This window comes from Siminovitchia thermophila, from assembly GCF_016909185.1.
Taxonomy (GTDB): domain Bacteria; phylum Bacillota; class Bacilli; order Bacillales; family Bacillaceae_C; genus Siminovitchia; species Siminovitchia thermophila.
The window spans coordinates 221,782-236,589 of record NZ_JAFBFH010000002.1; the positions used below are offsets into that span (position 1 = coordinate 221,782).

Sequence of the window (14,808 nt, forward strand, 5' to 3'; positions counted from 1 at the left end):
ACTAAATCAGCTGATTAAAAACGAACAATACAGTGAAACTTCATTCAAGGAATGCTTTTCTCCTTGAATGTTAGTTGAACCAATCGGGCATGTAGGTGCCGTTTTCTCCCACTTGAACCTTTTGTAGTCACACAAGATTTTAAAGTGGTGTATATGGCACCTTACATGCGGGATAAATTGGCCTAGTGTATAATGCGCAAACTTTTAGCGTAGTCAACATATGTAGACTCCTGCGGGAATAGTTCGAGCTGAAGATCCCGCAGGATAGCGACCTTTGCTCTCCGCGGAAGCTGAAGAGACCTGCGGAAAGCGAAATGTTTTGACGTAGCGATGATAGGGATTTTTTTAACACAAATAGGGGTCGGTACATAAGTTGAAAGCTGATTCATATTCGTAAAAATCGTGAGAATAAAACCGCCTGAAATCAAGGTTTTTAAACTTGATTCCATGCGGCTTATTTCATTTTTACAGGGTTTTGTCCCGATCCCTTTGCTATTTCGTATTTGCTTAAGTCCCGGCCCCTTTTGACTTAATCAATTTTCAACAGTTTGGCATTGATGGCTACAATGACAGTACTTAGTGACATGAGGATCGCACCGACCGCCGGGCTTAACACAATTCCCATCGGATAAAGTATGCCGGCCGCAAGAGGAATAGCAACGATATTATAACCTGCCGCCCACCACAAGTTTTGTAACATCTTCCGATAAGTGGCTTTTGAAAGTTTAATAATATTCAAAACATCCATTGGATTGCTTTTAACCAAGACAACATCTGCCGTTTCAATTGCCACATCAGTTCCAGTGCCAATCGCAATCCCCAAGTCTGCTTTGGCAAGAGCGGGTGCGTCATTGACCCCGTCTCCTGTCATGGCCGTCCGCAACCCTTCTTTTGTCTGAATATGAACGATTTTATCGGACTTTTCATGAGGCAACACTTCCGCAAAGATTTCATCCATCCCAAGTTTTGCACCAACGTACTGCGCCACCTTCGTATTGTCGCCCGTGAGCATAATCGACTTGATATTCAATTCGTTTAATTGGTGAATGGCTTCTTTAGCTGTATCCCGAATGATATCTGCCAGTGCGATCATACCGGCAATTTTTCCATTGACCAAAGTAAAGACGACCGTTTTTCCTTCAGCGGACCATTCATTAAATGGCCCTTCATCAAAGGAAAGATTTTGAGACCGCACATAGCCAGGGCTTACTACCATGATTTCTTTTCCATCCACCTCTCCCTGAAGCCCTTTACCGGTAAGGGATTGGAAGTTGCTTACAGACGGAATCGAAAGCTGTCGTTCTTTTGCGGATTTCAAAATGCCGCGGGCAATGGGATGCTCTGAATGGGCTTCAACCGCTGCAGCCAATGATAACACTTCTTCTTCTGCATAAGGACTTGAAGCAGCGATATTCGTCACTCCAAACTCTCCCCTGGTCAACGTTCCTGTTTTATCAAATACAACCGCCTCGATGAAACGGGCATTTTCAAATGAGGCACGGTTTCTGATCAACAATCCTTTCTTGGCAGCAATGGATGTGGAGACAGCTACGACGAGAGGAGCCGCAAGCCCGAGCGCATGTGGACAAGCAATGATGAGAACGGTGACCATTCTGGTGATGGCAAAAGAAACAGAATAACCAAGTGACAACCAAATAACAAACGTGAGCAATCCAGCGAGAAGCGCCCCGTAAAACAGCCATTTTGCGGCACGGTTGGCAAGATCCTGGGCTTTTGATTTGGATTCCTGCGCTTCTTTCACAAGCTTGATCACCTGAGAAAGATACGTTTCCTCGCCAGTCTTCTTAATCGATATAATAAGAGATCCTTCTCCATTGACCGAACCGCCTATGGCTTCGTCTCCTGTTTCCTTTTCCACTGGAACAGATTCCCCGGTCAACATCGATTCATCGATAGTTGATTTCCCTTCAATAATTTCCCCATCCACCGGAACTTTTTCTCCAGGCCTGACCAATACATGGTCACCATGGCGCAACTCGGTAATATCGACTACTTTTACATTGCCGTCTTGATCTATAATACTCGCTTCCGAAGGCATTAGTTTTGCCAATTCTTCCAGTGCTTTGGAGGCGCCCATGACAGAACGCATTTCAATCCAATGGCCTAGAAGCATAATATCAATTAATGTAGCCAGCTCCCAGAAAAAATCCTGTTCTGCGAAGCCAAATGCCGCCGCCGAACTGTAGACATAGGCAACAACAATCGCTAACGTAATGAGCGTCATCATCCCTGGGCTTTTTTCTTGTATTTCATCTTTCGCACCAGTTAAAAACGGCCAGCCACCGTAGAAAAAGACGATCGTTGACAGGGCAAACGATATGTACATATCACCAGCAAAGCGCCAGTTGACATCCAGAAACATTTGGATCATAGGAGACAAGATCAAGATCGGAATCGTGAGAATCAGGGAAATATAAAAACGCTTTTTAAAATCTTCCACCATATGGGCATGGTGGTCATGGTGCCCCATGTGGCCGCCCTGATCTCCCCCGTGTCCGCCATGAGCATGAGAATGCTGCTTTGCATGGTCATGGTGATGATCACCGGAATGAGGGATGTCTGTTTGTTGGTTGGAATGTTCGCGGTCGTTTTTATCCATACTGCTTCCTCTCCTTTCTGTTTATTTACCCCATTTTACACGTAATATGTCCAGAAAATATGCAGAGTAAACAAGCGCATGCCCTATAAAAATATTGTTATCAGTGGAAATGATCAGGTAAAATCACTTTCTGAATAAAAGGTGTTTGAGTATATAGGAATAAGCACAGCAAGAAAAATAGGAAGCCCAGCAAAAAAGGATTCTGGTAATAACGCATCCATTTAAACTGCTCTTTCAGCAAGGGAAGTATCTCATATGCCAGCAAAAAACAGATCAATAGCGCAAATGTAAACATCAACATAAGGGCTTTATCCCAATCTGCAGGCTCTATCATTTCTCCAAGCATGGCGCCCATCATTCCGGCCATCACTCCCGATAGCATACCTTCTAATAGGGCAAGAAATGAAAAAGATGAGCCGATGAGCGCGCCCGCGAGTGCCCCTGCCCCCATCCCCACTGCAGTAGATAACAATAAATGCCCTTGAAACACAATGCCTAGAAGCGTTCCAGCAAATAATCCCATTCCCATCGCCATCGACATGGCAAAAATCATTCCTTGCATAACTGTTACTTTTTTTCTTGCGAAAAAAGCGCAAACAGTCACTCCGAAAAAAAATGTGAAAAAGACGGAAATAAGTAATATCAACCCAGTCGTCATCTAAACCATCTCCAAGACTTTGTACAAGTATATGGCTCCCAAAAGAACAATTAGCACTACATATTCCCTTACATAAAAATTGTCAAGAAAAATGCAGATATTCTGCATATATTTAGGGAATTCTATTATTAGATCATCTTTTAAAAGGAGCGGTTTGATGATGAAAAAAGTTTTTTATCCCATCCATTTATTCATCATTGCCGGGGTGCTCGTTTTTTCTGGTTGCGCGGCTTCCGGACAAGACAACAACCAAAATGGGACATCGGCCAATAATGGACAGGAGCAAACAAAGCAGGAACAAAACAATGGAAAACAACCGAGCAAAGAAATGCAAGAAAAATTCGCTGCCCCTCCAACCGATTTTAACGATCAAGCGTCTACAAATCTTAAAATAGAAAGCACAAAAAATGTAACGCGGATCAATGAGGAGCAAACAACCAGAGCGGCCACTCTTGTTTCTCAAACAATTTGGCCGGCGACACACAAGGAGAATCAGCCGGGGACAGTGATTTTGGTTCCAGAAGGCCAGTGGCAAATCAGTATGGCAAGTGCCGACTTAATCCATCATCCGAATAATGGTCCTGTCTTATTTACGAAAAAAGACGCCGTGCCCCAAGAGACGCTGGATGAAATCAAACGGCTTAGACCTGTGGGAAATGAGGCTGGAACTCAAATAATGGTCATGGGGGACGTCTCCGAAAATGTCTTGAAGCAGCTTGAAGAGTATAAAGTACAACATATAGAAGGAAGTGATCCCGCAAAATTCGCGGCCGATATTGACCGGGTGTATGCCGAAGTGGCGGGAGAAGTTCCCGAGAGTGTGATCATCGTTTCACCTGAAGAAAAGGCCAAGTTATTTTCACTTCCCGCCGTTAACTGGATTGCGCATATGCCGGAGCCTGTTTTATTTGTGAACAAGGACGACATTCCTGAAGCGACCCTTGCTGCTCTAGAAGTAAGGAAAAAGAAACCGAATATGTATATTTTGGGGCCGGAATCAGTGATTTCAAAAAAGGTAGAAGATCAACTTGGCGAGATTGGGACAGTAACAAGAATCGCGGGTGAAGACCCGGTTTCCAATGCTATTTCCTTTGCTCAATTTAAAGATGAAGACACTGGTTTTGGCTGGGGGATGAATGAGCCTGGACACGGTCTTTCCTTTGTATCGACGAAAACCCCGGAATTGGCCATTGCCGCTGCCCCGTTTTCACATTTAGGCAAACACGCACCGCTCATTTGGCTCGAAAATGGTAAGCTTCATGAGGATATTTACAAGTTTTTGGCAACCATCCGCCCGACATTTACAAATAACCCTCAAGACGGACCATTCAACCATGCCTTTATGACGGGAACTTTTGATCAAATTTCGTTCAAGACCCAGGGAATCATTGATGAGAAATTGGAAATTACAAATGCGAGCGGCGGCGGACACGGGGGCCATTAGAAAAAGCTTTTAAATTGTTCCGTTAATGAAATGGACGAAAAGACAGCTTGCTTGTATGAGTTCGGTATTGTACCGGGCTCATATTTTTATGTTTTTCTTTATATTTGGCTAATTGTGGAACATAAACATTCAAATGGAAGGCACTTCATCTAAAACTCCGTCTTACTTAACTTAAAGCAAGATCCGTATTTCTCTTTACCAACTGACGATTTTACGGCGGCAAAGATAGCCAGCCATCGTTTGAAATTCTTGCCATTACATTTTTTCAAGAAACGAATGTAAAAAAAATTATTTCCATGCTGTGTCCTCTCCTTCAGGTTTAACTTCATACCTATTGAGGGTATATGGGGTTAACGGGTACATTCAAAAAGAGTTGATGAAGAAAACAGGAAAATATGCATTTTTTTGCAGTTTATTCAAATCTTCCAAGGGGAAAATAAAAAATGAATACCTCAAAAGGAAGGATGATTTGGTGAATAACCAAATGTATGAACAATGTATCCAAGCTTGCCTGGAGTGCATGGAGGCGTGCAACACCTGTTATGATGCTTGCTTACGAGAAGAGGACATAGCCAAAATGGCTGACTGTATTCGTATGGATCGGGAATGTGCAGATATATGTGCTTTTGCAGCCAAGGCGATGCAGTCTGGCAGCCCATTCGCAAAACAAATTTGCCAATTGTGCGCGGAGATTTGCGAAGCTTGCGGAAATGAGTGTCAAAAGCATGATCACGACCACTGTCAAAGATGTGCGGAAGCTTGCTTTAAATGTGCGGAAGAATGTCGAAAAATGGCTTCTTAATGCATAAATGGGGAAAGGAGAGCATTTGTTATAAGAAATAGCATATGCTCTCCTGTTTCATGAAGCGACACGGACAATACTTCCAACAACAGACGAGCAGAAATGTCCCCATTTAAAACATCTTCCCCATTTCATTTTTATCATCGAACAGAAAGGACAGCTACTGATATATGCCAATACAACTTGTTTGTTACGAACTTAAACGATTAATGGAAGATTACTACAAATGCGGGGACCCTCATATAAAGGCGCTCATTCATTCTGATATAAAGCTTTTAAGTAAAGCTTTATTTTATTGTGACCTCTCGAAATAGACTGAATTTAAACACATTTACACCCCTCTAAGCTGTTACTGAAACTACACATCAAACGATGCCCGATGCCTGTTTTCTTCAATCGACTTGCTGGAAAAGTTTACACAAATAAGGGGCCACATTACAACCAATATGTTATGGTATCGAATAAACCGAGTAATATTAGTATAACTCCCGCTACCCGTTGAACCCAGAGCCCCATTTTTTTACTTCGTTTCAGCAGGGAGCCACTTAAGCCAAGGAAAGAAGTCATCCCCATTACGACAAGCACGGGGATGGAAGTCCCAATTCCGAACACTGTGGGAAGAATCATTCCGTATGAAGAAGCCAAAACAATCGGCATAAGAGTAACGAAAAATATGACAAACATGGTCGGACAAAAAGCAATAGAGAAGCTTGCGCCCATTAAAAAGGAGCCTATTTTTCCACTGCGCAGTTTTAACGGTATTTTACTCGCCAGTCTATTGATGATGTTTAGTTGAATAACCCCCATTAAGAAAAGACCAAGCAAGATAAGGAACGGTCCGATCACTTTGCGGAAAAAAGGAAATAATATGATGAGATTTTCTTCAAAGCTCCGTCCCGCCAACCATACAAATAATCCCAGCCCGCTAAACACTACAATCTTGCCAAGGATAAAAAAAATAACATCGCCCCAGTAACGAGAATGTTGCAGGCTCCGATTTCCATAAAGTGTAATCGCGCCTATATTTCCAGTTAGTTGGCAAGGAGCCAGAGCGCCTATTAAACCGAGCACAAAGGCGGCCACAATAGGTGCTTCTGCTCCGTGATACAGTGACATGAAAGGCTCACTTAATAATTGGCTTATTTTGCTGATTTCTTGATACATATGGATCAACCTCAGTTACTGATGGATTTCATGATTCCTGTCAAAGTTGCTTCATTTTATCAGGCATAAGAATGTAATCCGGCGATCACTAGATTGACAACGATGAGATTAAAAATAATAATGACAAACCCAATGACCGCAAGCCATGCCGTTTTCTCCCCGTGCCAGCCCCTTGAAAGACGCAAATGAAGAAATGCCGCATAAAACAAAAAGGTAATAAGCGCCCATACCTCTTTGGGATCCCATCCCCAAAAACGTGTCCAAGCAATCTGGGCCCAGATCATCGCGAATATTAGCCCGCCAAGAGAAAACACCGGAAAACCGATCAAGACAGATCTATAGCTGATTTCATCCATCAGATCCAAGTTTACCTTTCTGACCACCGGATGAAGAATTTGGCTTATTCGCTTTCTAGTGAGAAGCCGTATGGCCGTATAAAAGACTGTCCCTGAAAGCAAGGTCCAAATGACCGTATTTAGCTTTCTCGCATGGATGATGGCCGGCATTTCAACAATCGGGCTGAAGCGGTCCGGAGTCGACATAGTCCCCTCGTTTGGCCCTACAAGTGCAGGCAATTGGTATTTCATGACTTTTTCATTGCCTTCTTTGTCTACCCAGTTAAATTCAGCCTTGTAGTCGGCGATTGCAAAAGAGGATGTGACAGCAATAAAACCAATCACACAAATAACGCCAAACATGATCACTTCCAGCATAAATGATCGTTTGTCTTTTACCGTGGGGTTGATTGCCTTGAGCAAATAAATCAAGCCTGCCACAAAACTGATAGCAAGTATCGCTTGTCCAGTTGCGGTTGTTGATACATGAATAAACAGCCAATCGCTTTGCAATGCGGGAATGAGAGGGTTGATTTCACGGGGAAACATGCTTCCATAGGCTATTAAAATAGCGGCTACGGATAAAGCAAAAATCCCTAACACATTTATTTTATAGATAAAATATATGAGAATAAAAGCCCCTACAATCATCATTCCAAAAAAACTAATAAACTCAAACATATTACTGATTGGGGCATGCCCTCCCGCGATCCAGCGCGTGACGAAGGAGAAAATTTGCGAAATGAAACCGGCAATAGCCAATGCAATCCCTATTTTCCCCCAACGATTTTTATGAGATGATATCTCTTCTTTTCCTTTTTTCCTAATCGCTCCAGAGAAGAATAGCACCGCAATTAAATACAGTACAAATGCGGCATATAACAAACTACTGCTTATTTGTATAAAATTTAACATTTATTTTCTCCCTCCCGTGTGCTGGTCTAGTGGTTCAGGTATTGACGTTCCATTGATAATACCGGCAATTTCTCTTTTTAGCCCGTACCAATTTTTATTGGTGTGAGCAGCAATCAGCACTTCTCCCTCATGCTTTTGCAACCAGATGCGGCGATGATTCCAATAGGAACCCTGGATCACACCAATCATAAAAATCAAACCGCCAACTCCCACAACCCAGAGAGTGAGATCTTTTCGAATCACAAGCGCAGTGGCATTGCGGGTTGTAATCCCTGAAAACGCCATTTTATAGTCGGTTTCCCCAAGCGGCTCAATGGTTTGGCGAATAGCGGTAAAACTAACTTCTCCATCGGGATGCTCCGGCGAAATCATGTTAAATAAAAAAGCGGGATTATTGGGAACAGGCGAATTATTTTGCGGCTCGCCGTTATCGGCAAAACCTGTAAAATCGGGATAAAAGCCCAACAGTTCTACTTGATAGCCGTTGCCTAGATCGTATATATCCTTCGGGTCAAACAAATCAATGGCCAATTCGCCTTTGGAACTCTCCGTTTTTTTGTCCAGGAAACTAAATGACATGCTTTTAAACTCGTCAAGTTTATAATCGACTTGATAAACGCCAAATTTGTCAAACTTTAAAGGCTCATTCACACGAATTTTTGCTTCCTGCAACTTTGTGAGGTTTCCATCAGCACCCACTGTTTTATTTGAATCCCGCTCATATAAAATGACATCGGTTTGGAAATTTTTAATGACACCACCTACCCGATCGAGCGCTTCCCGAAATTCCTCTCTATCGGTTTCCTTATCGTATAGTTCCCTTTTAAACCCCTTGCTTTCCAGTACGTATTTTTCATCAGTGCCCGGAATGGTTTTTCTTTCCCCATCCCGAAGCCACAGCACTTCATCCACATACATGCCGGGAACAAAGCGAAGCATGCCCCCGATTAAAAAAATAATCAATCCGATATGGTTTACATAAGGTCCCCAACGGGAAAAACGACCTTTTTCAGCCAGGATATTCCCGTTTTCTTCCCGAATACGGTATTTTTTCTGTTTCAGCTTTTGTTTCATGAGCTCAAAATCTTGATCAGCCTGGGCCGCAACTCCACGGTTGAAAAGCCTTTGCCTTTTTAAGAAGCTTTCATGCCGGCTCACACGCTGGTTGTTTAAAGCCCTATATAGCGGAATGACACGATCCAGGCTACAAATCACCAGTGAAACGCCGATAGAGGCAATCAGAAGCAGATACCACCAAGAACTATATAAATCGTGGAAGCCCAACTGATAAAAAACCTTTCCAGCCATTCCATATTGCTCTTCATAATAAACGGTGGGATCGGCAAACGGCGGAATGTACATGGCCTGCGGCAAAATGGTTCCAAGAGCCGAAGCCAGTAACGTAATGACGATTAACCACACACCCACTTTTACCGAAGAAAAGAATGTCCAGATTTTATCAACAATGGTTCTGTTATAAGTCTGCGATCTGCGGGCACTTCCTTCATAGCGCATATCATGGAGCCTTTGACTTTTAGCTTCTTCGGCCAAAGCCCGTCCGCATGCTTCACACAAAAAGGTTCCGTTCGGATTCACATGCCCGCACACACATTTTATTTTATCCAAAATTTCATCACCTCCTTATTGAGGCTTAATGCTCTCCATCATTCCTTTAATTTTTGCTTCTGACAGTTCTCCTGTTTCTATTGCGGTGATCTTGCCTTCAGGATCAATCAGCATGGTAGTAGGCAAAGGAGTGACACCGTAAAGATTCAAAACTTCTTTGTTCGTATCTTTCAAAATGGGAAAGTTCAAACCATGCTTTTGGATAAATTTATTGATGACAAACTCGGGCTCACCCACGTTTACCGCCAATATTTCTACCCCTTGATCTTTGTACACTTCATATTGATTGTTCATATAAGGCATCTCTCTTTCACACGGCTTGCACCATGTACCCCAAAAGTTCAAAAACACTCCCTGGCCTCTATAGTCTGATAATCTATGTTCATTGCCATCCATATCAGAAAGGATAAAGTCCGGCGCTTGCTCCCCTACTGCCATCTCCCCTCTCGTTTCCTTGGTGAAATTTGCATAGAGTGTGTAGACGATAGCCGCCAACATAATGACCAGTATGATACTTCGCATGACGAGCCGTTTCTTTTTCTTCATCTTTTACCTCCTCTTTAAGCCATGTTCGTTATGACGAATCCTAAAATCCTGTAAAACCGCCGAACAAAGGAACCAACAAGGAAATAATGACGGTCATCCAATCAAAATATAGGAGAATCCCCATCAAAACCATTAATATTCCCCCAAACATCATAAAACGATTTCCGTGTTTTTTTAAAAAAGTCATTTTATCGATGAAAAAGGCCATGATGAGAAACGGGATAGAAAAACCAAGCACATAAAACGCCATATAAAGAAGTCCCATACCCGGATTTGCTATACCAAGAGCGATCACTCCGGCTAAAATCGGCCCTGTACAGGGAGTCCAGCCTGCGGCAAATCCAATTCCGATCAACACCGATCCCAAATAACCCGAAGGACGATTGCGAAACTGAAATTTTTTATCCGCTTGCAAAAATTGAAAGCGGAGCACACCGGCAAGAACCAGCCCAAAAAACACCATTAGTATGGCGCCTAATTCCCTTAAAAGATCTTGATATTTTGCAAAAAAAGCTCCTATAAAAGATGTGGACAGCCCAAGCGCTAAAAAGATAATGGAAAAACCAACTAAAAATAGGATCGTATGAATAAACGCTTTTTTTCTTAAAATTGCCTGTCCGCTTTTTAATTCGCTCACTGTCATTCCTGTAATATAAGAAAGGAAAGCCGGATATAAAGGGAGCGCACAAGGTGATATAAAAGATAAAAAACCCGCGCCAAATGCCAGAAACAGGTTCACTTGTTCCAAAAAATGTACACATCCTCCCCAGGTTTTTTGGATATACGCACCATTAAGATAAGGTATGAATGTGAAGAAACTATGCAGTTAACTTAAAAGACATAAAATAGTTGAAAATGGAGCAATAAAGTGTGACAATCCTCACATCCATCTGAACGATTTGCTGTTATTTCTTTGTGATTCGAAATGATATCTTCATCATTTCTTCATCTTTTTCAATTACTATTCAATGTTGAAAGGGAAAATGGGCGCAACCCGAAGCTTAAAATCGAAGGTTCAATAGCTTGATGAACATTTGCGGGGCTCTAACGCATAGCCAATCTGTGAAGAAGCAGTTATAAATCTGGGATAATAGACTTTTACAAAACATTTTCAGTCAGTGATGTTCCATAAACATATTGCTCATAAAACAGCTGTGACGAATAAAATCTGGGGAAGGAGCCTTGTACAGAGTGCGACATGGTGTAGGATCAGCAGAAGAAAATAGAAATACCATTAATTCACCCACTCATATAGAGTGAGACGGTGATCGATAAGACTAAGCTGGTCCCGCAAAAGTCTCAATCCAAGCGCTCATTGAAGATAGCCGCAACGCAATCTATGCAAAGCGCTGGATCAGGCTCAAGCTCATAAAAGATGGAAACTGTTGAACCATGGTGCGCTTGCTGATCTCTCCATTGCGGTTGAATAGGATTTACTCGAGGGAACCTGGTACAGACAACCTCGGTTTTGTTATGTTGGTTTTTTATTGATCTTCATACTGGCACAATTACATGGAAAAACTGCTGTTTTTGAAAATGATCTGGCACAATTCATCTATTTGTTTTCATCAAAAAAACTAAACAGATGACGTGCTTTCAGTCGGCCCGTTTTTGTTTCCAATGCCTGTAAACGATGAAGATAAAAATCATGGCGAAAACAATGCCAATCTGCCATCCAACTGTTAAGGTAAGTACACGATCCACTGAATAAGCTTCTATGTACAGTGAGGGGATTTTTCCCAATGTGCTGGCAATGCTGAAAGAAAGTAAACGCATTTGACTATAGGCGGCGGCTAGCGTAACAGCACCTGAAGGGACGAATGGCAATATTCGCAACATGATGACGAGAATAGCGGCTTCCACCCCATGGGTATGTTTTAGCTTGTTCAAAAATCTGTTCTTTACTTTATTTCGCGCAAACCATGTACGAATACCTTTGCGGTAGAGCAAAAAGCTGACAACAGCCCCCGCCGCCTCCCCGATAATGGAAATAAGCAACCCTGTCTTAAAACCGAAGAAAATGATATTTCCAGCAGTCACCGGGGCACTTGGAAGAATTCCCGAGATTGCTATAATCATATTAAGGCAGATACTTATGATCACTGCCATCCATTGATGTTCAGGAAACCATTCCGTCACCACATGCTCCATATTTTCATCAATTCCTAGTGTAAAAATTGAAATTCTTGCCGACAAATGACAATGAAGAGTAGATTCAACAAAAATATAATTCAATCAAATAGAAAAGTCCATTTTTGACTTGCGGTCAGACAATTTATTCACGAAGTTTCAAAGAAATGGGATCTGCAAAATTTCTTCAGAATTCTTTTGTATAATGGGCATACCCAACCGAAAAGCCCGATTTACAAACCGCTTGCAGATTCATCTAATAAGTTCGTATTTTTTTAAGCGTCAGCAGAAAGCTTTTATGATACAACATGCTAAAAAGGGGTTAGTGTTACTAATGTACACCAAAATAACTAAAAATGGTCAAATACGAATACCCAAAAAAGTCCAAAACGAGTTAAATCTATTGGAAGGACATTATCTATATATATATGAATCGCAAAAGTGCATCTATATTGAAAAAGATCATGAGGACGATACGTTAAATCAGTGCCTCTTTGCCAATGATAAAGTTACGATACCTATGGAGCTTAGAAAATTGCTTAATATCTCGAATGGGACCCATCTATACTTGGATGTTTCCGATTACAATACCATTCGTCTAATGAAAAATGATCCTTAAAAAACCGTAATAACTAGATTAATGAGAAGAAAAAATGGAGCAGTTTATATAAATGAAACGACACATGAAAAACATTTTTATCGTAACGATGATGACGATCACCTACACGATCATTCTGACCTATTTTTTTCCGCAAATGAAGGCGCTTCTTATGTTGGACAGAGCTGTAAAACTTGTTGAAGATCTAGGACAGGAACTGGCCGTCACATTCAACCTCGGCAATTGGTTGCAAACGAGTAACAGTGCGTCAGAAAACGACATTTCCAATGACAAAGAGATAACAAAAGAAAGCAAACCCACATACTATATCAAGGCTGATTTAAATGAAAACAGCTATGAAATTGACGGACAAATGAACGTTACGATTGAGAATCCGGGTACCGACTTCATCACTTTTTATACGTATTCATATTCGTGGTCACCTATGAAAATCAACAAAGTCGTTTTAAATGGGAGAGAAGTTACTTTTTCCTATGACAAAAAACAATTATTGATACAAAACCCTAAAGAAGAAAAAGAACTTACCTTTTCCATCGAGTTTATCACACCTGTCCCCCGCGAAGGAACCCGTTTCGGGTATAAAGAGGATGTATGGTTGATCACCACTTGGTATCCGATGCTCGGTGTTTTGGACGAGCAGCAAAATTGGATGACGAGACCAGATCCCATCGGCATGGGTGACCCTTTTTTATTCAACTATGCCGACTATGTCGTTGAATGGTCCAGTTCACCGTCCATTAAGTGGGTAACATCAGGGGACTTAACATCCGATACAATCATAGAGAACAAAAGAAAAACAACCTGGAAAGTAAAAAACGTCCGCAATTTTGCTTTGGCCGGGAGTAAAAATTACACACAACAAACTTTACAATTTAAGGGGAACACAACCGTGACAATCGCCTTGACAGACGAGGAAAAATTTTCCGAAGTCGTTGATATCGTGCGCTTTTCCTTCCCGCTTTTTCAATCATTATACGGTCAGCTTCCCTATTCCAACATCGCCATCGTTGAAACAGGCCATGGCACCAATTTCGCACTGGAGTATCCAAATGTAGCCATCTTCTCCAAAGATATGTATGCCAACAATGAGATTGAACACTGGCTGCCCCACGAAATTGGCCATCTATGGTGGTATAACGCTGTAGGTGTAAATGAAATAAAAGAGGGATGGATCGATGAAGGTTTGGCAGAACTCAGTGTTGTCTTATATTTGGAAAACCGCTATTCCAAATCCGCCGGAAAACAACTAAGGGATCAATATCGCCAAAGAAATCAGCTTCTCGTGAAAAATTCACCTCTTCAAGCAATGGCTGCCGGGATGTACGGTTTTAAAAATAAACAAGAGTTTTATGATTCCTGGTATGCGCGTTCTGCAGATATGTTTTTGACTTTGCGTGATAAAGTTGGCGAGGAAAAGTTCAACTATTTTTTGAACACCCTTTACAAAACGAACATGGGACAGGATATTCGAGAGGATCATATTGTCCAAGCTTTAGAGGATTCACTGAACTTAAAAACGAATCTATTCACCAACTGGGTCCACGAACCTTATCAGCAAACAAAATGGGACATTGAAGTGATTAGTGCTGACGATGAATCAAAACGCAATGCCGTTGACGAATCCCGAAAATAGGACCCTATCGCAAAAGTAATAATCCCGGAGCAAGTAAAAGGGAGCTATTGAAAAAAATAGAAAGCAACCTTGAAGTTTAAAGTGAAGGATGAAAATGAAGTCCACCTGACGTAATGGCATCCTTTTTACAAGAAACCGTGAGGCTGGGACACAACTAAATCAGCTAATGAAAAAACAAACAATACAGTGAAACTTCATTCAGTTGGCGTTTTCTTCCATCTCCTACTGAATGTTAGTTGAACCGATCGGGCATTTAGGTGCCGTTTTCTCACACTTAGACCTTTTGTGTCAACTCAGGTCTTGAAGTAGGAGTCTT

The 14,808-nt window shown here is 41.8% G+C and carries 12 protein-coding genes; 4 read left to right on the top strand and 8 right to left on the bottom strand.

Translation table 11 applies throughout. The annotated features are described in order from the left end of the window. Positions 1-529: 529 nt before the first annotated feature. Both JOC94_RS02540 and JOC94_RS02545 read right to left on the bottom strand, forming a co-directional pair. A complete protein-coding gene (locus JOC94_RS02540) occupies positions 530-2,620 on the bottom strand; it encodes a copper-translocating P-type ATPase (RefSeq protein ID WP_205178489.1) in 2,091 nt (696 codons plus the stop codon). A 100-nt stretch (positions 2,621-2,720) separates the two neighbouring features. After that, positions 2,721-3,278, bottom strand: a complete 558-nt coding sequence (locus JOC94_RS02545) for a hypothetical protein (RefSeq protein WP_205178491.1) — start codon at positions 3,276-3,278, stop codon at positions 2,721-2,723. 160 nt (positions 3,279-3,438) lie between these two features. Here JOC94_RS02545 and JOC94_RS02550 point away from each other — a divergent pair, with 160 nt between their 5' ends. Further along, complete coding sequence (locus tag JOC94_RS02550) at positions 3,439-4,722, top strand: cell wall-binding repeat-containing protein (RefSeq protein ID WP_205178548.1); 1,284 nt, start codon at positions 3,439-3,441, stop codon at positions 4,720-4,722. Between the two features lie 484 nt (positions 4,723-5,206). After that, positions 5,207-5,524: a four-helix bundle copper-binding protein gene (locus tag JOC94_RS02555; RefSeq protein WP_205178550.1), complete on the top strand. Its 318-nt coding sequence runs from the start codon at positions 5,207-5,209 to the stop codon at positions 5,522-5,524. A 435-nt stretch (positions 5,525-5,959) separates the two neighbouring features. Here JOC94_RS02555 and JOC94_RS02560 read toward each other — a convergent pair whose 3' ends face one another. The 6 genes from JOC94_RS02560 to JOC94_RS02585 form a co-directional block, all read right to left on the bottom strand. Further along, positions 5,960-6,688, bottom strand: a complete 729-nt coding sequence (locus JOC94_RS02560; RefSeq protein WP_205178493.1) for a cytochrome c biogenesis CcdA family protein — start codon at positions 6,686-6,688, stop codon at positions 5,960-5,962. Between the two features lie 59 nt (positions 6,689-6,747). Then, on the bottom strand, positions 6,748-7,938 hold the full coding sequence (gene ccsB / locus JOC94_RS02565; protein WP_205178495.1) for a c-type cytochrome biogenesis protein CcsB: 1,191 nt from the start codon (positions 7,936-7,938) through the stop codon (positions 6,748-6,750). Then, positions 7,939-9,564 (bottom strand): cytochrome c biogenesis protein ResB, encoded by a 1,626-nt coding sequence (gene resB, locus JOC94_RS02570; RefSeq protein WP_205178504.1) that lies wholly within the window; start codon positions 9,562-9,564, stop codon positions 7,939-7,941. Positions 9,565-9,579: 15 nt separating this feature from the next. Continuing rightward, positions 9,580-10,110, bottom strand: coding sequence for a thiol-disulfide oxidoreductase ResA (resA, locus tag JOC94_RS02575; RefSeq protein WP_205178506.1), 531 nt, complete (start codon positions 10,108-10,110; stop codon positions 9,580-9,582). A 40-nt stretch (positions 10,111-10,150) separates the two neighbouring features. Beyond that, positions 10,151-10,858 (bottom strand): cytochrome c biogenesis CcdA family protein, encoded by a 708-nt coding sequence (locus tag JOC94_RS02580; RefSeq protein ID WP_205178508.1) that lies wholly within the window; start codon positions 10,856-10,858, stop codon positions 10,151-10,153. A gap of 848 nt (positions 10,859-11,706) precedes the next feature. Beyond that, positions 11,707-12,249 carry a TVP38/TMEM64 family protein gene (locus JOC94_RS02585; protein WP_328799764.1) on the bottom strand — a complete coding sequence of 181 codons (543 nt, stop codon included), beginning with the start codon at positions 12,247-12,249 and terminating at the stop codon, positions 11,707-11,709. A 325-nt stretch (positions 12,250-12,574) separates the two neighbouring features. On the opposite strand from JOC94_RS02585, the gene JOC94_RS02590 reads away from it, so the two are divergent. Continuing rightward, complete coding sequence (locus tag JOC94_RS02590) at positions 12,575-12,859, top strand: AbrB/MazE/SpoVT family DNA-binding domain-containing protein (protein ID WP_205178512.1); 285 nt, start codon at positions 12,575-12,577, stop codon at positions 12,857-12,859. 52 nt (positions 12,860-12,911) lie between these two features. Next, positions 12,912-14,492, top strand: coding sequence for a M1 family aminopeptidase (locus tag JOC94_RS02595; RefSeq protein WP_205178514.1), 1,581 nt, complete (start codon positions 12,912-12,914; stop codon positions 14,490-14,492). The last annotated feature ends 316 nt before the right edge of the window (positions 14,493-14,808 follow it).